Source organism: Microbacterium sp. 22303, assembly GCF_052045265.1.
GTDB lineage: Bacteria > Actinomycetota > Actinomycetes > Actinomycetales > Microbacteriaceae > Microbacterium.
The window spans coordinates 1039114-1057793 of sequence record NZ_JBQEOQ010000001.1 but is presented as its reverse complement, the minus strand read 5'-3'; the positions used below and the strand labels follow the sequence as shown (position 1 = coordinate 1057793).

Genomic DNA, 18680 nt, shown 5'->3' with positions numbered 1-18680 from the left:
CGAGGAGTCTCAGGCCTGGGCGCGCTCGAGGATGGCGACGATCTCGTCGTATCCGCGCTCGCGGGCCAGGTCGGCGGGGGACGTGCCCCACGGGTCGGGCATGCCGGGCTTGGCGCCGTGCGCGAGCAGCAGCTCGACGATCTGCCGGCGCACCGGGCCGCCGTCGCCGAGGATGATGGTCTCGATCAGAGCGGTCCAGCCCAGGTTGTTGGTGAGGTTGACGTTGATGCGGGTGTTCTCCAGCAGATAGCGGACGACCTCCAGGTGTCCCTTCTCCGCCGACGGGGTGAGACCATTCCCGCCCATGCGGGTGAGCCGCTTGAGGTCGGCGCCTGCCTCGACCATGACGGTCACGAGCTCGAGGTCGTCGTTGATGCACCCGTACAGGAACGGGTTGGACTGGGTCTGGTCCTGGGCGTCGATGTCCACGCCTTCCGCGATGAGCGCGCGCACGACGTCGAGGTGGCCGCCGCGCGCCGCCAGCAGGATCGCCGACGCCTCCTCGCGGTCCTGCGCGTCCTTGTCCGCGCCGTCGGCGAGAGCGGCGCGGACGCCGTCCAGGTCGCCGGCGGACGCCGCGGCGAGATACCGCTCGTCTGTGCTGTTCGAGATGCGCGTGCTGCTCGAGATGCGCGTGCTGCTCGAGATGCGTGCGCTGTCCGAAACGGTCATCGGGTCGTCTCCTTGGCGGGCGCGGTCCGCGAGCGGGGGGACCGCTCGAGGACGAGGTAGGCGAGGCATCCCACGACGAGGCCGACGACAGCATCGCTCAGCACGGGGGCGAAGAAGTGCGAGAGCAATGCCGCCCCTGCGCCGATAGCCCAGGCGACCAGGGCGGTCCAGCGGAACCGCTGCGGTGCGCGATCGGCGTTGCGCTTGGCGAGGATGATCTGGTCGGCGATGAGGACGGCGCCGAGCGGGGGCACCAGCACGCCCAGCAGGACGAGCCAGTTCACGAAGTAGTGCCAGGCGCCGAGCACGGCGACCAGGGTGCCGATGACGCCGAGGATCAGGGTGAGCACGCGCATCTTCGAGCGGGTCAGGTGCGACCAGCCCAGCGCGCCGTTGTAGAGGCAGTGCGTACAGACCGAACCGAGGTTGATCACGACGAACACCAGCAGGAACACATCGAGCAGCGGATTGTGCGTGCTGGTGAGGATCGGCGCGAAGTTGCCGCCGTTCGACGCGGGATCGACGATCGCGCCGGCGGCGACGAACAGGGCGCCGCTGAGCTGGGCGACCAGGCTCGCGACCGGGAACGCGGTGACCGTGGCCATCACCGCTTCCTTGCCGTTGCGGGCCCAGCGGGTGAAGTCGGCGGTCATCGTGCCGGAGTCGGCGAAGGTCGCCATGATCGCGGTGACCGCGACCCCGAACGACATCGCCTCGCCGCCGACGCCCTTGTAGCCGAAGACGGCCGAGAAGTCGTGGTTCTGCGCCGCGATGGTGATCGCGATGATCACCGCCGCGATGAACAGCGGCGCCGCGATGGATCCGAGCACCGAGAGCGCACGGATGCCGAGGTAGGTGATGGCGATGAACACCAGTCCGGCGAGGCCCGCGACAAGAGTCTCGTTCCAGCCGAACGCGGCGCCCAGGCTGGCACCGGTCGCGCCGGTGTTGAACGCGAACCAGCCGACCACGACGGTGGCGAGGAAGCCCGAGGCGATCGCATATCCGGCGGTGCCGAAGGTCTCTGTCGCCTGCAGCGAGAAGCTCTTGCCGGTACGGCCCGCGCGCCAGCTGAGCAGGCTCACGTAGACGAACATGATGGCGTTCGCCGTGAGGATCGCGCCGACACCGGGCCAGAATCCGAGCATCGCGACCACGAGGCCGCCGGGTACGGCGTTGGTGAGGATCATCGGGAAGCCGAACCACACCGCAGAAACGGTGAAGAGCGACTTGCGATGGTTCAGCGGGACGGGTTCGTGCTCGAACTCCGAGGTGCTGCTCTCCGCCGGTGCGGTCTTGGTCATCACACGTGCTCCTTCTGGACGATCCCGGACGTCGGCGTCGCGGGGACGGGTGCGGGGGCGGTGCGCAGCGCCGCCTCGGTACGCAGGGCAAGGCGGACGCCGCTGAGCATGTCCGTGCCGGAGGTGTGTCCGATGGCCGCGACGCGCAGGGCCGCGGACTCGGTGCGCGAATCGTCGCGGTCGCGCACGGCCCGGACGAGCGCATGCAGGCTCTGCGGAGCACGGGCGCGCAGCGCGTGACGGATGGTGACAGTGCTGAGCAGTGTCGTCCGCTCCGCGCCGTCCTCGTCGAGAGCGGCGGTCAGGGAGGGGAGCGCGCCGTGCAGCCGCATGCCACGCTGCGCGCTCACGAACGCGAGCCCGGTCAGGACGTCGTCGCCGGACGGGGTGAGGCCTTCGCCGAGCCCGAGCAGCCGCCTCGCCGTGTCGGCGATTCCGGCCGGATCCCGCCGGAGCAGCGCCGCTTCCAGAGCCTCGCCGCGAGCGGTCAGCAGTGCGGCGGCGGCGCGGCCGAATGCGGTCTGCGCGGCCGGCGCCGGGGTGCGTCCGATGATCTCCTCGGCGCGCCGCAGGTGTGCGGGGGTCAGCGCGCAGAGGCAGACGTCGGAGGGGATCCAGGGGGCGGCGGGGCCCGTCAGCACCGCGATCGGGCCGTTCTGCGTCTCGATCCGGAAGCCGTCGGGGGCGATTGACACGGCATCCCCCGGCTGCACCTGGAGCGCGGTCCAGTCGTCGACGGGTACGCGGACGGTGGCCGGGGCGTCGTCCAGGTCGGGGGAGACGAGGGCGACGAGCTCGTCCGCGATGCGCAGATTCACGGCGCGACGATGCACCGAGTGCACCCGGTGGCACGGCTCGGACCCATCGGCGATCGCCGGCCGGACGCGGGACAGCACGGAACGGGGCTGCGCAGAGTCGGCGGCGCGCGAGAGCGTCTTCTCAAGCGCGGCATCCCAGGTGATCGCGCGCACGGCGACGGGGGTGGCGACGGGGTTCATCGTCTTCTCTCCGACACCTCCGCGGGGCCTGGTCGACGACCGCGGAGGAAGGTCAAGTGTTTCAGGGAAATGTATACCATCGATTGAAATGGAGTACCATTCCCGAGTCAGCACCGGTCGCGACCGCGGCCTCAGCAGGAGGAGAAACCAGATGCGTGTCGTAGTCGCACTCGGGGGCAACGCCCTCGCCCGCCGGGGCGAGCCGATGACGGCCGAATATCTTCGGGCGAACGTCAAAGCGGCGTGCGAGGCGCTCGCCCCCTTCGCCCGCGAGAACGAGGTCGTGATCACGCACGGCAACGGCCCTCAGGTCGGTCTGCTCGCTCTGCAGAACCTCGCGTACCAGGACGTCGCGGCGTACCCCCTGGACATCCTCGGCGCCGAGACCCAGGGCATGATCGGCTACGTCGTGCAGCAGGAGCTCTCCAACGCTCTTGGTGGCGAGCGCGAGGTGGCCGGTGTGATCACCACCACCGTCGTCGACGAGAGCGACCCCGCCTTCGTGCGGCCCACCAAACTGATCGGCCCGCAGTACTCCGCGCACGATGCCGCAGAGGCCGCCGCCGAATACCGCTGGACCATCGCGAAGGACGGCAACGCGTTCCGTCGCGTGGTGCCCTCCCCGGTTCCGGTCTCCATCGTGCAGGCGCCGCTCATCCGCCGCCTGCTCGAGGCCGGCAGCCTCGCCGTCTGCGTGGGCGGTGGCGGCGTGCCCGTCCGCGAGGACTCGAAGGGCCGTCATATCGGTGTTCAGGCCGTCGTCGACAAGGATCTCGCCAGCGCGGCGCTCGCCGCGGACATCGGCGCCGACACCCTGATCATGCTCACGGACGGCGACTACGTCAGCGAGAACTGGGGCACCCCGGAGCAGCGCGACATCCACACGGCCTCGGCGGATGCGGTCGCCGCGATGGCTTTCGCCGAGGGCTCGATGCAGCCGAAGATCGATGCCGCGATCCGCGTCGCCCGTGCCGGAGGGCGCGCCCTGATCGGTCCGCTCGACCGGCTGGACGATCTGCTCGCCCGCACCGTCGGCACCGAGATCGTGCCCACGCTCAAGGAGGGCATCCGCTGGGTCGAGCCCGCGAAGTCCTGATCGGAGCGCCCCGCCGTCGCGGATTGCGGTCCGCTCGATGGAAGAATGATGCCGTGACCAGCAAGGATGAACGGCAGCTCGAATCCACGAAGATCGCGTCGTGGTTGCGTGATGCGATCCTCGACGGCGCTCGCGCCCCGGGCAGCCGCCTGATCGAACGCGACCTCGCTGCCGAGTTCGGGGTGAGCCGGGTGCCGGTGCGCGACGCGCTCAAGGTGCTCGACGCCGAAGGGCTCGTCGAGCTGCGCCCGCACACCTGGGCGGTGGTGCGCGAGTTCACCGACGCGGATCTCGCGGACCTCGACGAGGTCCGCGCGGTGCTCGAGCCGCTGGCGTTCCGGCTTGCGGCCGAGCGCCATCGGCGCGACGGTCTGGCGCGACTGCGCCAGGCGCTCGATCGCGAGGAGTCCAGCGCCCGGATCGGCGACGAGATCGTCTCGCGCCGGGCGGCGGCGGACTTCCACGAGACCGTCACCGAGCTCGCGGAGAACCGTCTGCTCAGCGAGATGATGCGGGGGATCGGGAGTCGCCTGCGCTGGGCGCTCTCGCAGTACGACGACCTGGAGTACATCAGCGGGGAGCACGTCGAACTCTTCGAAGCGATCGAGCGCCGGGACGGCGATCGAGCCGCGGAACTCGCCGCCACGCACCTGGAGAGCAGCCGGCGCGAGCGCATCGCGCACGTCGAAGCGGTGCGCACCGGGGCGATCCGCACCCAGCAGGCATCGCACCGCGCGTGAACGGGACGGCCCCGCGCAGACGGTAATCTTGCCCGATGACACCGAGAACCTTCGACCAGTCGTCCAAGCTGAAGAACGTCCTGTACGAGATCCGCGGCAACGCGCTCGTCGAGGCGGCGCGGCTGGAAGCGGCAGGTCACTCGGTGCTCAAGCTGAACACGGGCAACCCCGCGGTCTTCGGGTTCGAGGCGCCGCAGCAGATCGTCCGCGACATGCTCGCGACCCTGCCCAGTGCGCACGGCTACAGCGAGAGCAAGGGCATCGTCTCCGCCCGCCGTGCCGTGGTCAGCCGCTATGAGCAGGTCGACGGATTCCCTCTCGTGGACCCCGAGGACGTCTACCTCGGCAACGGCGTCTCCGAGCTCATCACGATGACCATGCAGGCGCTGCTCGATGAGGGCGACGAAGTGCTCATCCCCGCCCCGGACTACCCCCTGTGGACCGCGATGACCAGCCTCGCCGGCGGGACCCCGGTGCACTACCTGTGCGACGAGGAGAACGGCTGGAACCCGGATCTCGAGGATCTCCGCTCCAAGGTCACCCCGCGCACCAAGGCCATCGTCATCATCAACCCGAACAACCCCACGGGCGCGGTGTACTCGCGAGAGGTGCTGCAGGGCATCGTGCAGGTGGCCAGGGAGAACGACCTGCTGCTGCTCTCGGACGAGATCTACGACCGGATCCTCTTCGACGACGCGCAGCACATCTCCACGGCGACCCTCGCGCCCGACCTGCTCTGCCTGACCTTCAACGGCCTCTCCAAGACGTACCGCGTGGCCGGATACCGGTCGGGGTGGCTCGTCATCACCGGCCCGCAGCAGCATGCGAAGGGTTTCATCGAGGGGATCACGCTGCTCGCGTCGACGCGCCTCTGCCCGAACGTGCCGGCGCAGCACGCGGTGCAGGCCGCTCTCGGGGGAGTGCAGTCGATCGAGTCGCTGATCGCCCCGAGCGGTCGCCTGCATCTGCAGCGCGACGCCGCCTGGGAGGGGCTCTCCGCGATCCCGGGTGTCAGCTGCGTGAAGCCCACGGGGGCCTTGTACGCGTTCCCGAAGCTGGATCCGAACGTGCACGAGATCCACGACGACGCGAAGCTCATCTACGACCTGCTGGTCGCGGAGCGGATCCTGCTCGTGCAAGGCACGGGCTTCAACTGGCCGACACCGGACCACCTGCGCGTGGTGACGCTGCCCGAGCCGCGGGTGATCACCGAAGCCATCGAGCGCCTCGGCAATTTCCTGGCGAGCTACCGGCAGTAGGCGCCACATCCGGCGGAGCGTCGATCAGACCGCCGCCGCAGCCCCGCGCCGCCGCGCGCGCCGCGTCGCGGGGCTCTGCTCGTCGCGCAGCAGCGTCGCGGCGAGGGCTCGTGCGGCGGTCGTGAACGCCGAGCGCCCCGACACGTCCGGCACCGGCCGCGCGTGCAGGGCGGCGGCATCCAGCGCACGCTGGTCGTACGGCAGGAAATGCACGTCGCGAATGCCCGAGAAGCGGTCCAGGGCACGCCGGATCTGTCCGCGCGCGTCGATGCCGAGAGGCCCGGGGCGCACCTTGTTCACGGCGACGGTCACGGGGGCGTCCCCGATCTCGGCGCGCAGCTCCGCATAGCCCCGCACGAACCGGGCGATCCCGAGGGGATCGGCGGCGGCGACCGCCACGATGCGATCGGCGCTGCGCAGCGCGGTGAGCGTCGCGGCATTGCGGCGCGGTCCGTCCAGGTCGCTGATGATCTCCTCGTCAGCCTCGAGCGAGGCCGCGACGTCGACCAGCGTCACCGCGCTCCAGGTGCGGCACGCATCGAGCGCGGCCTGCAGGCGGGTCGCGGACAGCTCGGGCCAGCGCGTGGGACGGTTGATCCCGACCAGTACGTCGACGATGCCGCCGGACGATTCCACGGGGCTGGACAGACGGCTCAGTTCGGCGCCGTCGAGCAGCCCGAGTTCGGCGCGGCGGCAGGCCGCGGCGATACCGGGGCCGTCGTCGGTGAGGCCCAGCATGAGGGCGAGCGCCGGCGCGTGCGTGTCGGCGTCGACGAGGGCGACCCCGCGGTCCGGGGCGGCGAGGAGGGCCGCGAGCTGCACGGCCAGGGTGCTGCGCCCCGGAGCGCCGTGCGGGCCCCACACGGCGATCAGCCGATTCGGCGCGGCCGCCGTGTCGAGCTCCTCCGCACCGATCTCGTCCCGGCCGGCGCCCGCGTCATCGGCCTGCAATGCATCGGCGACGTCCCATCCGCTCGAAGACGCGGGCAGGGGCGTGCCCAGTCCGTGCCGGTGGGCCAGTCGAACGGCGGCCGGACCGTCGCCCAGGGTCAGGATCCGCACGCCGGCGCGGTCGCAGGCGCCACGCAGCGCAGCGCTCAGCCAGGCCCGCTCCGCGGGGATCAGCAGCGCTTCGGCATCACGGAGCTCCTCGGCGTGTGCGACCAGTCTGGCCGCCTGCTCCGGTGTCATCCGCGCGATCACCGTGATGCCCGCGAGCCCCAGCTCCTCGGCGAGCGTCTCGGCGCGCTCCGGCGGCAGGGCCAGGACGACGGCGGTCATGACCGTGCGCCGATCGGCACCACCGACAGCGAGGATCCGTCGGTCAGCGCCGTGAGCACCTCTCCGACCTTCGCCCTGCTCACGACGAGCTCGAGCGTGGTGGCCTTGGCGGACAGCGGGCCGTCATCGCGGTCGACGGAGGCCACGGTGGCCTCGGACAGCAGCACTCGCGGCTCACCGAAACCCTTGCTGTCTTCGAGAGGCTCGGCCGCCCACAACTCGACCACGGAGCCCTTGACGATCGAGGCGGGAACCGGCACCGTGCTGCGGACCACGACCGAGGTGGTGCGCCCCTGGTCGGCGTCGGCCGCGGCCGTCGAGGGCACCAGCTCGCCCTCCGCGATCGTGCGCGTCGCGATCAGGCCGGGCTCGAGGGTGCCAGGGGTGAGGTAGCCGGATCCCACCGTGCCGAGTACGACGTCGACGACGCGCACGTCGGCGGAGGTGAGCGGCTCGCCTGGCACGATCGTGCGCACGGCCTGCAGTGCGGGACTGGTCTGCTTCGCTGCGCCCACGATCAGCCAGACTCCGGCGACGGAGACGACGATCAAGGCGAGGCCGATGAAGAAGCGCAGATCGGTCCAGGGCCGGCGGGCGGCTCGTGCGGTGCTCATGTGCTCATGGTCACAGAATCCGGATCCGTGCCGGGAAAGTTATCCACAGCGCTCCGCCGGTCGCCGCGCACGCCCTGACGCGGAGCACAATGGGTGCATGCCCGACGCATCCACGCCTGCAGTGCGCTATCTCGCCCCGGCCCAGGTGGCCGAGCTCCTCGGCGTGCACGTCGATGAGGTCGTCGAGCTCATCATGCAGGGCAGGCTGCGCGGCGCGCGGCTCGGTGCCCCGGCCGCCTGGCGGGTGGAGGAGGGCTCGATCACCGAGTACCTGGCGGAGCAGGCGGAGGACGCGCGGCGCAGGGCGCTGTGGCGGCAGGCGAACGCGGCGAGCTTCCCCGAGCTGTGGGGCCCTCCGGTCCGCCTCGGGGAGTGAACCGGCCCTCGTCCGGGTCCTGATCCCGCCTCGTCGGCGGCGGTTGCGAGCCTGCCGTCAACCGAGGCCGGGCGCGGGCGCATCCGTGCCGATGGAGAGCACCGACGCGAACGGAACGATGCGGAATCCCGTGACCGCCCTCGCGCGTCGCGGAGAGCCGGCATCATGCAGCGCGAGATCCAGATGATCGGACCCGGCCCGGTCGATCGTGCCCGCCAGCACCGTGCCGGAGCGGGTGCGCAGGGTCACCCCGCTGCGGCGCCGGGCGAGGTCCCGGACGACGAAGCCGAACGTCATCCGCTCGCGCAGCGGCGAGAGCGGCTCCGCGGTGGCGCCGCTGCTCAGCAGCGCGCCGTGATCGAGCGCCCACAGCTCCACGGCGTGCGCGGGCAGCAGCACGAGACCGGGCGCGTCCTGCGGCTGCACGGCCGCCCAGTCGGCGCCGACCGCGCGCAGTCGGCCGCGCACCCGGGTCGAATCGGTGAGCACTGCGGCGACAGCACCGCCCTCGTCGACGAGTACGCCCAGGCGCGTGCGCAGGTCGAGCCGCGCGATGCGCAGCCGCTCGGTCTCGGCGTCCAGGGCGGCGCGCTCCGCCTCCCAGCCCGAGGCGATCTGATCCTCGAGGTCTTCGAACAGCCGATCCCATTCCATGCCGTCGAGGCTACGGGAAGCGGCGGAGGCGATATACGGGTTATCCACATTCCTCGGCGAAGACGGCCCACGGCGCCCGCGAATGTGCTCGAATGCCAGTCACGCCATCCGAATCTCGAGGGGGAGAACACCGATGATGACGCTCGAGGATTTCGCACCGCAGCCCACGCCGACCGCAGAACTGCCGGATCCGGCTCCGCTGCTGCAGAGCCTCACGCGCGGCGTCCTCGAGGTGCTGGCCGGGGTGCGCGAAGCGGATCAGCTCGCGCGCTGGCTCAGCGAGGATGCCTTCCTCGTGCTCACGGCCCGCGCGAACCTGTCTGCGCGAGCCCGCAGCGCGCGCGGTGTCGCACCGGCCAGGCCCGTCTTCCGGGTCCTCTCCACCCACGTGTCATCGCCGGCGGACGGCATCGTCGAGGCCACCCTGATCGTGCAGACCCCCGGGCGGACCAGGGCTGTGGCGGTGCGTATGGAGGGGTTGGACCGGCGTTGGAGAGCCACCTCGCTCGCCGTGCTCTGAGCCCGGCTCCGCTGCCCTCCGCCCCGCGCGTGCGAGCCGGGGATACGCCCTAGGCTGTCAGGGTGTCGACACTCAGTGATCTCGCCCAGGCCCAGGGCTGCCTCGCCGACGAGGACATCGAATGGCTGCATCGCCTGGCCGGCGACGGGCAGTTGCTGGCGGATCTGGCTTCCGCGGACATCGTGATCTGGATCGCGACGGCCGACGGATCCTTCATCGCGGTCGCGCACACCCGGCCGAGCGGCGCGGCGACCCTGTTCTACCGCGACATCGTGGGGGAGCGGGTGCGACCGCAGTGGCGCACCCAGGTGCAGGGCGCGTTCGACACGGCCGGGATCGTCGACTCGGCGAACCCTGACTGGTTCGAGGAGACGCCGACCAGGGTCAGGGCGGTGCCGATCGTGCGCGCCCGCAAGAACGGCGACGATGGCGGACACCGGCAGCCGATCGGCGTGCTCACCCGGCACACGAACCTCGGTGAGGCGCGCACGCCCTCCCGGCAGCAGATCACGTTCAACGAGGCCGCAGACGACCTGTTCGGCATGATCGCCGGCGGGGAGTTCCCCGACCCTTCCGCGCCCACGTCGCCACGCCGCGGCGCTCCGCGCGCCTCGGACGGTCTCATCCGCATCGATGTCGACGGCGTCGTCACGTTCGCCAGCCCGAACGCCCTGAGCGCGTTCAACCGGATGGGCTTCGACGAGGAGCTCGAGGGGGAGTCGCTGGTCGAGGTCACGACGCGGATCGTGCCCCCTTCGCGGCAGGTCGATGAGTCGCTGCCGGTCGTGGTCACCGGGCGCGCTCCGTGGCGCACGGACGTGGAGGCGCGCGGCGTCACCGTCTCCCTGCGAGCCATCCCGCTCAAGGACCACGGCACCCGGATCGGGGCCATCGTGCTGTGCCGCGACGTGTCGGAGCTGCGTCACCAGGAGCAGGAGCTCATCACCAAGGACGCGACGATCCGCGAGATCCACCACCGGGTGAAGAACAACCTGCAGACGGTCGCATCCCTGCTGCGGATCCAGGCCCGTCGTACGCACTCCGAGGAGGCGCGCGACGCGCTGACGCAGGCGATGCGACGTGTCGAGTCGATCGCCGTGGTGCACGACACGCTCGCCGGGGGACTGGCGCAGAAAGTCGACTTCGACGAGGTGTTCGCGCGCGTGCTGAAGCTCGTGGCGGAGGTCGCCTCGGCGCCCAACACCCGGGCGCGCACCCAGTCGACGGGACGGTTCGGCGTGCTGCCGAGCGAGTATGCGACGCCTCTCGCCCTCGCGCTCACCGAGGTCGTCACCAACGCCGTGGAGCACGGACTCGCGGGCCAGGAGGGCCTGGTCACCATCGAGGCGCAGCGCACCGACGAGAACCTGCGTGTGATCGTCAGCGACACCGGACACGGTCTGCCCGAGGGGCGGATCGGTCAGGGCCTGGGTACGCAGATCATCCGCACCCTCATCCAGGGCGAACTCGGTGGCACGATCGTCTGGGAGGGTTCGGACGGCGAGGGCACCGTGGTCACGATCGACCTGCCGATGCGCTGGGTGAACGGCTGAGCCGGATGCGCCGGGCGCGGGTCAGCCCGCGCGGGCGGCGCGGCGCCTGAGAGCGCGCGTCAGCCGGCGCGGCGGGCGCGAGCGGCGCGGCGCTTGAGAGCGCGGCGCTCATCCTCGCTGAGTCCGCCCCACACGCCCGAGTCCTGGCTGGACTCGAGGGCGTACTGCAGGCAGACCTCGGTGACGGTGCACCGGGCGCACACGGCCTTCGCCTTCTCGATCTGATCGACGGCCGGACCGGTGTTCCCGACGGGGAAGAACAGCTCGGGGTCGACGGTGAGACAGGCGGCCTTGTCGCGCCAATCCATGGGGGCTCCTCGGTGTGGAAATGTCATGGGCGCGCGAATCTCGCGTGCCCGGAATTCGTAGGCGGCGTTCGGGGGTCGACGCCCATCGGTGATGCGAGCGGATGCTCGCCCCACGCCGCTGTGGGAGCACATGGCTGTCATCTATTCTCTTACATGAAAGGCGAGCGATCAAGGATTTTCTGCACTCCGTGTGAACGGGAGCCGAACCGTGAGCGAACGCCGACGACCCGACACCATCCAGGAGCCCCTTATGCGCCCGTCGAGACTGACCATCGCGGCGGCGGCCGTGCTCGCCCTCGAAGCGGTGGCACTGCTCGTGGTCACCCTCGGGGAGGTGTTCGGTCTGAGCTCCGGCGCCGCCACCTCGCTGCCCTCTGCCCTGGGACTGATCGGGCTCAGCGCGGTCGGTGCGGTGGGGCTCGCCGCTCTTGCCCTGGCCGTGCTGCGCGGACGCTCGTTCGGGCGCAGCGGAGGAATGGTGGCGCAGATCCTTGCGATCGCCGTCGCCCTGAGCGCGCTCACGGCACGGCCGTTCCCGGTCGTGTTCGTGCTCGCACTGCTGACCCCGGGCGTGATCGGCGCGGTTCTGCTGTTCCTGCTGACACGGCGCGCGGGGCTGGAAGCCCGTCGGCGTGCCGATGCCGAACAGCAGGACGACTGAAGCGTTACGCGGCGAGGCCCACGAGCTTGCGGATGCGAGCGACGTGGCCGGTGGCCTTGACGTTGTAGAGCGCGTGCGCGATCACGCCGTCCTCATCGATGACGAAGGTCGAGCGGATCACGCCCTGGATCACCTTGCCGTAGTTCTTCTTCTCGCCCCACACCCCGTACGCGCGATGCACGGCGAGGTCGGCGTCGCTGAGCAGCGGGAAGGAGAGCCCGTCGCGCTCGGCGAACTGCTTGAGCTTGGCCACGTCGTCGCGGGAGACTCCCAGCACCGTGTAGCCCGCGCCCTGCAGCGAGGCGAGGCTGTCGCGGAAGTCGCACGCCTCGGTCGTGCAGCCCGGGGTCATCGCCGCCGGGTAGAAGTACAGGATGACGTTCCGGCCGCGCAGGTCGTGCAGGGAGACGGACGCGCCGTCCTGGTCCTGCAGAGTGAAGTCGGGGGCGGGGGATCCGGGTTCGAGGCGCTGTGCGGTCACCCCTCCAGGCTACCCGCACCCCGGGGAGCGGATCCGCTCAGAGCTTGTCCGCGAAGGTCGCGAGCAGCCGCTGCAGCGATTCCAGCCGTGCCAGCCCGGCCTCGCCGAGCGCTCCGTCCGCAGCGGCCTCGTTGAGCGCGCAGTCCTCCGCGTCGGCGCGGTGCGTGCAGCCGCGCGGACAGTTCTCCGCGATCACGGCGAGCTCGGTGAAGGCGGCGAGGATGTTCTGCGGATCCACGTGCCCCAGCCCGAAGGAGCGCACGCCCGGCGTGTCGATCACCCAGCCGGACCCGCCGTCGGAGCCGGGGGCGAGGGGCGGAGCAACATAGCGCAGTGACACCGTCGACGAGGACGTGTGCCTGCCGCGCCCGGTGACCTCGTTCACGTGCCCGGTGGCCCGCCCGGCTCCCGGCACGAGGGCGTTCACGAGCGTGGACTTGCCGACGCCGGAGTGTCCGACGAACACGGTGGAGTGACCGATGAGGGCTCGGCCGATCTCGTCGACCGGCATCTCGCCCTGCGCGCTGGTGAAGACCGTCAGATCCAGGCCCTCGAAGTGCGTCAGGAACTCGGCCGGATCCGCCAGATCCGTCTTGGTGACCACCAGCAGCGGACGGATCCCGGCGTCGAGGGCTGCCACCAGGTAGCGGTCGACCAGGCGCTCGCGGGGCTCGGGGTCCGCCGCAGCGACGACGATGAGCATCTGGTCGGCGTTGGCGACGATGACGCGCTCGACCTGGTCGGTGTCGTCTGCGCTGCGGCGCAGCAGAGAGGAGCGTTCGAGGATGCCGACGATCCGGCCGAGGGTGCCTTCGTCGCCGGAGACGTCGCCGACCACGCGTGCGGCGTCGCCCGTGACGATCGGCGTGCGGCGCAGCTCTCTGGCGCGCGTGGTGGTGATGGTGTGCTCGTCATCGGTGCCCTCGCCGATCAGCACGGCGTACCGCCCCCGATCCACGCCCAGGACGCGCCCGATCTCGGCATCGTTGTGCGCGGGGCGGCGCTTGGTGCGCGGACGGTTCGCCTTCGGATTCGGGCGCATCCGGATCTGGGACTCGTCGAAGCCGTCGAGCTCGTCGTCGCCGTCGTCCTCCAGCCAGCTCACGCGGGTGCGCTCCCCGGGGCGTCGACGGACAGCATGCGCTCCCACAGCTGGGTGAACTCGGGCAGAGTCTTCGCCGTGGTGCCGATTTCGTCGATCTCGACGCCGGGCACGCGCAGACCGATGAGAGCACCCGTGGTCGCCATGCGGTGATCGTGGTGTGCCGGCCAGGTGCCTCCCCGCAATGTCGCGGGGATGATGCGGATGCCGTCCTCGAGCTCCAGGGCCTCACCGCCGAGGGCTCGCAGATTGCCGGCGAGTGCGGCGATCCGGTCGGTCTCGTGCAGGCGGATGTGGCCGATGCCGGTGATCGTGGTGGGCTCGTCCGCCAGGGCGGCGAGACCCACGAAGGTCGGTGCGAGCTCTCCCGCTGCCGACAGGTCGAACTCGCCGCCGCGGATGCGACCGGTGCCGCGCACGATGAGCACCCCGACTGCACGGTGCACGTCAGCGCCGAGGCGCTCCAGCAGATCGGGCAGCAGCGCGCCGGGCTGCGTGGAGCGGTTCGGCCAGCCCTCGATCGAGACCTCGCCGCCGGCGACGAGCGCCGCCGCGAGGAACGGGGCGGCGTTGGACAGGTCCGGTTCGATGGCGATCTCCCGGGAGCGCGGGACGCCGCCCTCCACCATCCATTCGCCGGGGCCGGGTCGGGTGACCTTGATCCCGCGGCGCGTCAGCGTCTCCACGGTCATGTCGATGTGCGGCATGCTCGGCAGCCGCTCACCGGTGTGCACCAGATGCAGACCGACATCGAAGCGCGGCGCCGCGAGCAGCAGGCCCGACACGAACTGGCTCGATGCAGAGGCGTCGATCTCCACGCGGCCGCCGCGGATGTGCCCGCGGCCACGGATCGTGAACGGCAGAGACCAGCTGCCGTTGTCCTCGATGTCGACGCCGAGATCGCGCAGAGCGTGGATCATGGCGCCCATGGGACGGTGCAGCGCCGTCTCATGGGCAGTCAGCAGCACGTCGCCGCGAGCGAGTCCCGCGAGTGGCGCGATGAACCGCATCACCGTGCCGGCCTGGCCGCAGTCGACGGTGGTGCCGCCGGTGAGCGGGGCGGGGGTGATCCGCAGGTCGGGGCCGAACTCCCCGGTGCCGAACTGTTCCTCGACCCCGACGCCGAGGGCGCGCAGGGCGTCGATCATGCGCGCGGAGTCGTCCGAATGCAGCGGGGCCGAGACGATTCCCGGGGCGTCGGCGATCGCGGCCAGCACGAGTTCGCGGTTGGTGAGCGATTTGGATCCCGGCACGCGCAGCCGCGCACTCAGGGAGTCGGCGGCGACCGGCGCGGACCAGCGTCCGCGCGGGGCAGGGGAATACAGGGAGGCGCTCATCGGTTCCTACCCTACTGAAGGCCTCCGGCAGCGGAGGGCGAGAAACAAGGAAGGCAGTGCGCATGCTCGCGACGCTCGAACCGGTGGAGGTCGACGTTCTCGGCCTAAACTGGCTGGCGATGAACGATCACGCACCGCTGGACGCGCAGCCGGACGCGGACTCCTCCGCGCGCCGGGAATTCGAGGAGCAGGCGATCCCCTTCATGGATCAGCTGTACGCCGCCGCCATGCGCATGACGCGCAACCCGTCCGACGCCGCGGACCTGGTCCAGGAGACGTTCGTGAAGGCGTTCGCCTCGTGGTCGAGCTTCACGCAGGGCACGAACCTGAAGGCGTGGCTGTACCGGATCCTGACGAACACCTACATCAACATCTACCGCAAGCGCCAGCGCGAGCCCTATCAGGGCACGATCGACGAGCTCGAGGACTGGCAGCTCGGCGGCGCCGAGTCGACCACGGCGTCGCACAGCCGCTCGGCCGAAGCCGAGGCGATCGACCGGATGCCCGCGTCGATCGTCAAGGAGGCGCTGCAGGCGGTCCCGGAGGACTTCAGGCTGGCGGTGTACCTCGCCGACGTCGAGGGCTTCGCCTACCAGGAGATCGCCGACATCATGAAGACCCCCATCGGCACCGTGATGAGCCGCCTGCACCGCGGGCGTCGCATGCTGCGGGAGCTGTTGGCGGATTACGCCGCGGAGCGAGGCATCGCCACGGCCGGCACGAGGAGCACGAAATGACGGACTGCGGATGCGCCAAGGCGCGGCAGGACCTGGAGGAATACCTCCGCAATGAGATGTGCAAGACGGAGCACTCGGACATCCGCGAGCATCTCGAGAACTGCCCGTCCTGCGCAGAGGAGGCCCTCGTCGCGACCACGCTGACCGAGGTCGTCTCCCGGGCGTGCAAGGAGACGGCTCCCGAGGAGCTGCGCGACCAGGTGCTCGCGCGGCTGCGCGCCGTCCAGGCGGCGGTGCACTGACCACTCGCGGTCCACTCGTCGCGCGCCCGGTGTCCACCGCCCTGGCTAGGGTGGAGGCATGGCAGCCCTCGACGCCCGTGACGTTCCCGTCGACCCGCGCTCGAAGGAGCGCCTGAGCGCTTCAGGTCTCGACTACCGCATCGTCGACATGTCGGATCCGGTGCAGCGGCGCGGATTCGCCCGGGCCGATGCGCGAGGATTCCTCGACAAGGAGCCCGACGACGAGACCATCCGCCTCATGGGTGAGATGATGTCCGAGCGGCGCAACATCGGCGTGTACGCGCCGGGCGGCGAGCTTCCGGTCGCGACGGTCGACTCCTGGGTGACTCCGATGACCGTGCCCGGCGACGCCGGTGCGCACATCGACATGTGGGCGATCAGCGCCGTCACCGTCGCGGCGACGCACCGCCGTCGGGGTATCGCGCGCAACCTGCTGGAGGGCGAGCTGCGCGCTGCGGCCGCGGCCGGAGTGCCGATCGCAGGGCTCACCGCGACGGAGGCGACGATCTACGGACGCTACGGCTTCGGTCCGGCGGTCCCCGTCTCCCATCTGCAGGTCGATGCCCGACGTGCCGGCGGCATCTCATCGCCTGCCGTGGGGGACGCGACCACGGTGGAGTACCTCGAGCCGGAAGCGTTGCGGACGGCGCTCGGCGAGGTGCACGAGCGGACTCGCCTGGACCGGTCCGGCGACATCCCCGGATGGTCGCTGCGCTGGCGTCGCATGGCGGGCCTCGTGCCGGGCGACGAGCGCTCCCGCGCCGTGCGGGGCGTCAGGGCGGCAGGTGCCGACGGCGTCACACGAGGTGTGCTCGCCTACACGCTCGACGAGCTCGCCGAGGAGTTCGGCGCCGACCTCGCGATCCGTCACCTCGACGCGGAGACGCCGGAAGCGCTGCGCGCGCTCTGGGCGTTCGCCGTCAACCACGATCTGATCCGCACCGTGCGCGCGGACCTGCGGCCCGTCGACGATCCGCTGCCGTGGCTCGTCGCGAACCAGCGCGCCGTTCAGGTCACCGTGCACGACCACGGCTGGCTGCGGATCCTGGATGTCCCCGCCGTGCTCGCCGCGCGCACGTACCGTGCGCCCCTGGATCTCGTCCTGCGGGTGTCCGATCCGCTCGGCCTCGCCGAAGGAACCTGGCGTCTGCGGGTCGGTCAGGACGGGAGGGGCATCGTCGACGCCACGGCGGATGCTCCCGACGTCGAGCTCGGCGTGGACATGCTGTCATCGCTGTACCTCGGTGGCGTGAGCGCGACGACGCTGCGCGCCGCCGGCCGGATCTCGGCCGCGGCGGAGACCGCGGTCGCGATCCAGGACGCCTTCGGCACCGCCGCGGCGCCCGCGCTGAGCATCTGGTACTGAATGTCCGCCCCCCTCGTTACCGTGAGGGGATGACCGCACTCCGTCCCGCAGAGGGCGCCGACGGCGCAGACCTTGGCATCGTCGCGCCGCCCGGGCTCGGGCTGGCCCAGGGCATCGCGCTGTACCTCGCCTCCGTGCTCGGCACCGGCCTGCTGGTGCTCCCCGGGCTCGCGGCGAAGACGGCGGGCCCCGCCAGCCTCATCGCGGTCGGGGTGATCACGCTCCTGGCGGTGCCGCTCGCGGGCGCGTTCGCGGCGCTCGCCGCGCGTCACCCGGATCCGGGCGGCGTGGCCAGCTACGCGCGTCGGGCTCTCGGCCCCACCGCGGCGCGGGCCACCGGGTACTGGTTCCTGTTCGGCGTCGCGGCGGGAGGGCCCGTCGTGTCGGTGCTCGGCGCCCGCTACATCGCGACCGCGGTCGGGATCGACAGCGCGGGTGTGCCCTGGCTCGCTCTCGGGTTCCTCGTGGTGCCGTTCGTCGCCAACCTGTTCGGGGTGCGGCTGACCGGCTGGCTGCAGCTGGTGCTGACCGGCCTGCTGCTCGCGATCGTCGTCGTGGTGGTCGCGGTGGCGGCGCCCGCCGTGCGCCCGGAGAGCTTCACGCCGTTCCTGCCGCATGGATGGGGCGGCGTGGGTACGGCGATCGTGATGTTCGTGTGGGCCTTCGCCGGCTGGGAGGTGGGCACCCACATCTCCGGCGAGTTCGCCCGGCCGCGGCGCACCATCCCGCTGGCCACGGCGATCACGCTCGTGCTCGCGGGCGGCTGCTATCTCGCGCTGCAGGTCGTGACCGTCGGCGCCCTGGGGGAGCGGGCGGGGCGCGGCGATGTCGTCCTGCTCGATCTCGCCGAGGCGGGTGGCGTGCGCGCGGCACCCACGCTCATCGGCGTGGTCTCGGCGGTGGTCGCGCTCGGCGTGCTCAACGTCTACCTCGCCGCGTTCGGCAAGCTCGGGGCATCGCTCGCCGGCAACGGCGACCTGCCCCGCTGGTTCGCGAAGGGCGCGGAGTCGGGCGAGGTGCCGCGCCGCGCGCTGCTGCTGTCGATGGCGCTCGTGCTGGCCTACTTCGCGGTGTCGTGGGCGACCGGGTTCGCGCTGGCGCCGTTCATCCTCATCCACACCGCGAGCATGGTGGCCGTCTACACGATCGGCATGATCGCGGCGATCCGGATCCTGCCGCGGCGCACACCCGGCTGGTGGATGGCGGTGATCGCCTCGGTCTGCACGATCGGACTGCTGCTGCTCGCGGGGGTCGCGCTCGTCGTACCCGCCGCGGTCGCTGTCATCGCGCTCGCCGTGACCGCCGTCCGGAACGTCCGCGAACGACGACGCGGTGCCCCGGAGAACCGGGACACCGCGTCGATCCGCTGAGGAGTCGAC

At 71.2% G+C, this 18680-nt stretch carries 21 protein-coding genes; 11 read left to right on the top strand and 10 right to left on the bottom strand.

The genetic code is table 11. The features are described 5' to 3' along the window. Positions 1 to 9 precede the first annotated feature (9 nt). Genes ACTJI8_RS05065 through ACTJI8_RS05055 form a run of 3 tightly spaced genes read right to left on the bottom strand, consistent with a single transcriptional unit; the run spans position 10 to position 2974 of the window. The gene (locus tag ACTJI8_RS05065; protein ID WP_440732297.1) at positions 10 to 672 is read right to left on the bottom strand and encodes an ankyrin repeat domain-containing protein; all 663 of its coding nucleotides are present in this window, start codon (positions 670 to 672) and stop codon (positions 10 to 12) included. Beyond that, the gene (locus ACTJI8_RS05060; RefSeq protein WP_440732296.1) at positions 669 to 1976 is read right to left on the bottom strand and encodes a purine-cytosine permease family protein; all 1308 of its coding nucleotides are present in this window, start codon (positions 1974 to 1976) and stop codon (positions 669 to 671) included. The genes ACTJI8_RS05065 and ACTJI8_RS05060 overlap by 4 nt, the downstream gene beginning before the upstream one ends. After that, on the bottom strand, positions 1976 to 2974 hold the full coding sequence (locus ACTJI8_RS05055) for a DUF2877 domain-containing protein (RefSeq protein WP_440732295.1): 999 nt from the start codon (positions 2972 to 2974) through the stop codon (positions 1976 to 1978). Before ACTJI8_RS05055 ends, ACTJI8_RS05060 begins: the two co-directional genes overlap by 1 nt. Before the next feature lie 151 nt (positions 2975 to 3125). Here ACTJI8_RS05055 and ACTJI8_RS05050 point away from each other — a divergent pair, with 151 nt between their 5' ends. The 3 genes from ACTJI8_RS05050 to ACTJI8_RS05040 are packed head-to-tail and all read left to right on the top strand — an operon-like array spanning position 3126 to position 6069. After that, on the top strand, positions 3126 to 4070 hold the full coding sequence (locus ACTJI8_RS05050) for a carbamate kinase (RefSeq protein WP_440732294.1): 945 nt from the start codon (positions 3126 to 3128) through the stop codon (positions 4068 to 4070). Between the two features lie 53 nt (positions 4071 to 4123). Then, the gene (locus ACTJI8_RS05045) at positions 4124 to 4810 is read left to right on the top strand and encodes a GntR family transcriptional regulator (RefSeq protein WP_440732293.1); all 687 of its coding nucleotides are present in this window, start codon (positions 4124 to 4126) and stop codon (positions 4808 to 4810) included. Between the two features lie 35 nt (positions 4811 to 4845). Further along, positions 4846 to 6069, top strand: a complete 1224-nt coding sequence (locus ACTJI8_RS05040; protein ID WP_440732292.1) for a pyridoxal phosphate-dependent aminotransferase — start codon at positions 4846 to 4848, stop codon at positions 6067 to 6069. Positions 6070 to 6093: 24 nt separating this feature from the next. Here the strand turns inward: ACTJI8_RS05040 and ACTJI8_RS05035 are convergent, their stop codons facing one another. Together ACTJI8_RS05035 and ACTJI8_RS05030 are read right to left on the bottom strand one after the other, a co-directional pair. Beyond that, positions 6094 to 7350, bottom strand: coding sequence for an AAA family ATPase (locus tag ACTJI8_RS05035; protein WP_440732291.1), 1257 nt, complete (start codon positions 7348 to 7350; stop codon positions 6094 to 6096). Then, the gene (locus ACTJI8_RS05030) at positions 7347 to 7964 is read right to left on the bottom strand and encodes an SAF domain-containing protein (RefSeq protein ID WP_440732290.1); all 618 of its coding nucleotides are present in this window, start codon (positions 7962 to 7964) and stop codon (positions 7347 to 7349) included. Before ACTJI8_RS05030 ends, ACTJI8_RS05035 begins: the two co-directional genes overlap by 4 nt. A 97-nt stretch (positions 7965 to 8061) precedes the next feature. Between ACTJI8_RS05030 and ACTJI8_RS05025 the strand changes: the two genes are divergently transcribed. Beyond that, positions 8062 to 8340, top strand: a complete 279-nt coding sequence (locus ACTJI8_RS05025; RefSeq protein WP_440732289.1) for a helix-turn-helix domain-containing protein — start codon at positions 8062 to 8064, stop codon at positions 8338 to 8340. A gap of 57 nt (positions 8341 to 8397) precedes the next feature. On the opposite strand, the gene ACTJI8_RS05020 is transcribed toward ACTJI8_RS05025, so the two are convergent. Next, on the bottom strand, positions 8398 to 8994 hold the full coding sequence (locus ACTJI8_RS05020) for a hypothetical protein (protein WP_440732288.1): 597 nt from the start codon (positions 8992 to 8994) through the stop codon (positions 8398 to 8400). 136 nt (positions 8995 to 9130) lie between these two features. On the opposite strand from ACTJI8_RS05020, the gene ACTJI8_RS05015 reads away from it, so the two are divergent. Together ACTJI8_RS05015 and ACTJI8_RS05010 are read left to right on the top strand one after the other, a co-directional pair. Next, entirely contained in the window at positions 9131 to 9514 is a 384-nt protein-coding gene (locus tag ACTJI8_RS05015) for an Rv3235 family protein (RefSeq protein WP_374107815.1), read from the top strand. Between the two features lie 62 nt (positions 9515 to 9576). Then, entirely contained in the window at positions 9577 to 11067 is a 1491-nt protein-coding gene (locus ACTJI8_RS05010) for a sensor histidine kinase (protein ID WP_440732287.1), read from the top strand. Between the two features lie 59 nt (positions 11068 to 11126). On the opposite strand, the gene ACTJI8_RS05005 is transcribed toward ACTJI8_RS05010, so the two are convergent. Then, positions 11127 to 11375, bottom strand: a complete 249-nt coding sequence (locus ACTJI8_RS05005) for a WhiB family transcriptional regulator (protein ID WP_045249333.1) — start codon at positions 11373 to 11375, stop codon at positions 11127 to 11129. 250 nt (positions 11376 to 11625) lie between these two features. Between ACTJI8_RS05005 and ACTJI8_RS05000 the strand changes: the two genes are divergently transcribed. Further along, positions 11626 to 12036, top strand: coding sequence for a hypothetical protein (locus ACTJI8_RS05000; protein ID WP_440732286.1), 411 nt, complete (start codon positions 11626 to 11628; stop codon positions 12034 to 12036). Positions 12037 to 12040: 4 nt separating this feature from the next. Here ACTJI8_RS05000 and bcp read toward each other — a convergent pair whose 3' ends face one another. Genes bcp through aroA form a run of 3 tightly spaced genes read right to left on the bottom strand, consistent with a single transcriptional unit; the run spans position 12041 to position 14956 of the window. Further along, positions 12041 to 12517 (bottom strand): thioredoxin-dependent thiol peroxidase, encoded by a 477-nt coding sequence (bcp, locus tag ACTJI8_RS04995; RefSeq protein WP_440732285.1) that lies wholly within the window; start codon positions 12515 to 12517, stop codon positions 12041 to 12043. A gap of 37 nt (positions 12518 to 12554) precedes the next feature. Then, positions 12555 to 13622 (bottom strand): ribosome small subunit-dependent GTPase A, encoded by a 1068-nt coding sequence (rsgA, locus tag ACTJI8_RS04990; protein ID WP_440732284.1) that lies wholly within the window; start codon positions 13620 to 13622, stop codon positions 12555 to 12557. Next, positions 13619 to 14956 carry a 3-phosphoshikimate 1-carboxyvinyltransferase gene (gene aroA / locus ACTJI8_RS04985; protein ID WP_440732283.1) on the bottom strand — a complete coding sequence of 446 codons (1338 nt, stop codon included), beginning with the start codon at positions 14954 to 14956 and terminating at the stop codon, positions 13619 to 13621. Before aroA ends, rsgA begins: the two co-directional genes overlap by 4 nt. Positions 14957 to 15018: 62 nt before the next feature. Between aroA and ACTJI8_RS04980 the strand changes: the two genes are divergently transcribed. From ACTJI8_RS04980 to ACTJI8_RS04965, 4 genes are read left to right on the top strand one after another with little or no spacing between them, the layout of a single operon-like run. Continuing rightward, a complete protein-coding gene (locus ACTJI8_RS04980; protein WP_440732282.1) occupies positions 15019 to 15693 on the top strand; it encodes a sigma-70 family RNA polymerase sigma factor in 675 nt (224 codons plus the stop codon). Further along, entirely contained in the window at positions 15690 to 15935 is a 246-nt protein-coding gene (gene rsrA / locus ACTJI8_RS04975; RefSeq protein WP_440722333.1) for a mycothiol system anti-sigma-R factor, read from the top strand. Before ACTJI8_RS04980 ends, rsrA begins: the two co-directional genes overlap by 4 nt. A 58-nt stretch (positions 15936 to 15993) precedes the next feature. Then, a complete protein-coding gene (locus ACTJI8_RS04970; protein ID WP_440732281.1) occupies positions 15994 to 17301 on the top strand; it encodes a GNAT family N-acetyltransferase in 1308 nt (435 codons plus the stop codon). A gap of 29 nt (positions 17302 to 17330) precedes the next feature. After that, a complete protein-coding gene (locus ACTJI8_RS04965; protein ID WP_440732280.1) occupies positions 17331 to 18671 on the top strand; it encodes an APC family permease in 1341 nt (446 codons plus the stop codon). Positions 18672 to 18680 lie beyond the last annotated feature (9 nt).

Coding starts and splice junctions, on each gene's coding strand:
- ACTJI8_RS05040 (WP_440732292.1), top strand. CDS start 4,846: ATGACACCGAGAACCTTCGACCAGTCGTCCAAGCTGAAGAACGTCCTG.
- ACTJI8_RS05005 (WP_045249333.1), bottom strand. CDS start 11,375: ATGGATTGGCGCGACAAGGCCGCCTGTCTCACCGTCGACCCCGAGCTG.
- ACTJI8_RS05050 (WP_440732294.1), top strand. CDS start 3,126: ATGCGTGTCGTAGTCGCACTCGGGGGCAACGCCCTCGCCCGCCGGGGC.
- ACTJI8_RS05055 (WP_440732295.1), bottom strand. CDS start 2,974: ATGAACCCCGTCGCCACCCCCGTCGCCGTGCGCGCGATCACCTGGGAT.
- ACTJI8_RS05025 (WP_440732289.1), top strand. CDS start 8,062: ATGCCCGACGCATCCACGCCTGCAGTGCGCTATCTCGCCCCGGCCCAG.
- ACTJI8_RS04965 (WP_440732280.1), top strand. CDS start 17,331: ATGACCGCACTCCGTCCCGCAGAGGGCGCCGACGGCGCAGACCTTGGC.
- ACTJI8_RS05000 (WP_440732286.1), top strand. CDS start 11,626: ATGCGCCCGTCGAGACTGACCATCGCGGCGGCGGCCGTGCTCGCCCTC.
- ACTJI8_RS05035 (WP_440732291.1), bottom strand. CDS start 7,350: ATGACCGCCGTCGTCCTGGCCCTGCCGCCGGAGCGCGCCGAGACGCTC.
- ACTJI8_RS05060 (WP_440732296.1), bottom strand. CDS start 1,976: ATGACCAAGACCGCACCGGCGGAGAGCAGCACCTCGGAGTTCGAGCAC.
- ACTJI8_RS04970 (WP_440732281.1), top strand. CDS start 15,994: ATGGCAGCCCTCGACGCCCGTGACGTTCCCGTCGACCCGCGCTCGAAG.
- ACTJI8_RS04980 (WP_440732282.1), top strand. CDS start 15,019: ATGCTCGCGACGCTCGAACCGGTGGAGGTCGACGTTCTCGGCCTAAAC.
- rsrA (WP_440722333.1), top strand. CDS start 15,690: ATGACGGACTGCGGATGCGCCAAGGCGCGGCAGGACCTGGAGGAATAC.
- ACTJI8_RS05015 (WP_374107815.1), top strand. CDS start 9,131: ATGACGCTCGAGGATTTCGCACCGCAGCCCACGCCGACCGCAGAACTG.
- aroA (WP_440732283.1), bottom strand. CDS start 14,956: ATGAGCGCCTCCCTGTATTCCCCTGCCCCGCGCGGACGCTGGTCCGCG.
- ACTJI8_RS05020 (WP_440732288.1), bottom strand. CDS start 8,994: ATGGAATGGGATCGGCTGTTCGAAGACCTCGAGGATCAGATCGCCTCG.
- ACTJI8_RS05065 (WP_440732297.1), bottom strand. CDS start 672: ATGACCGTTTCGGACAGCGCACGCATCTCGAGCAGCACGCGCATCTCG.
- ACTJI8_RS05030 (WP_440732290.1), bottom strand. CDS start 7,964: ATGAGCACCGCACGAGCCGCCCGCCGGCCCTGGACCGATCTGCGCTTC.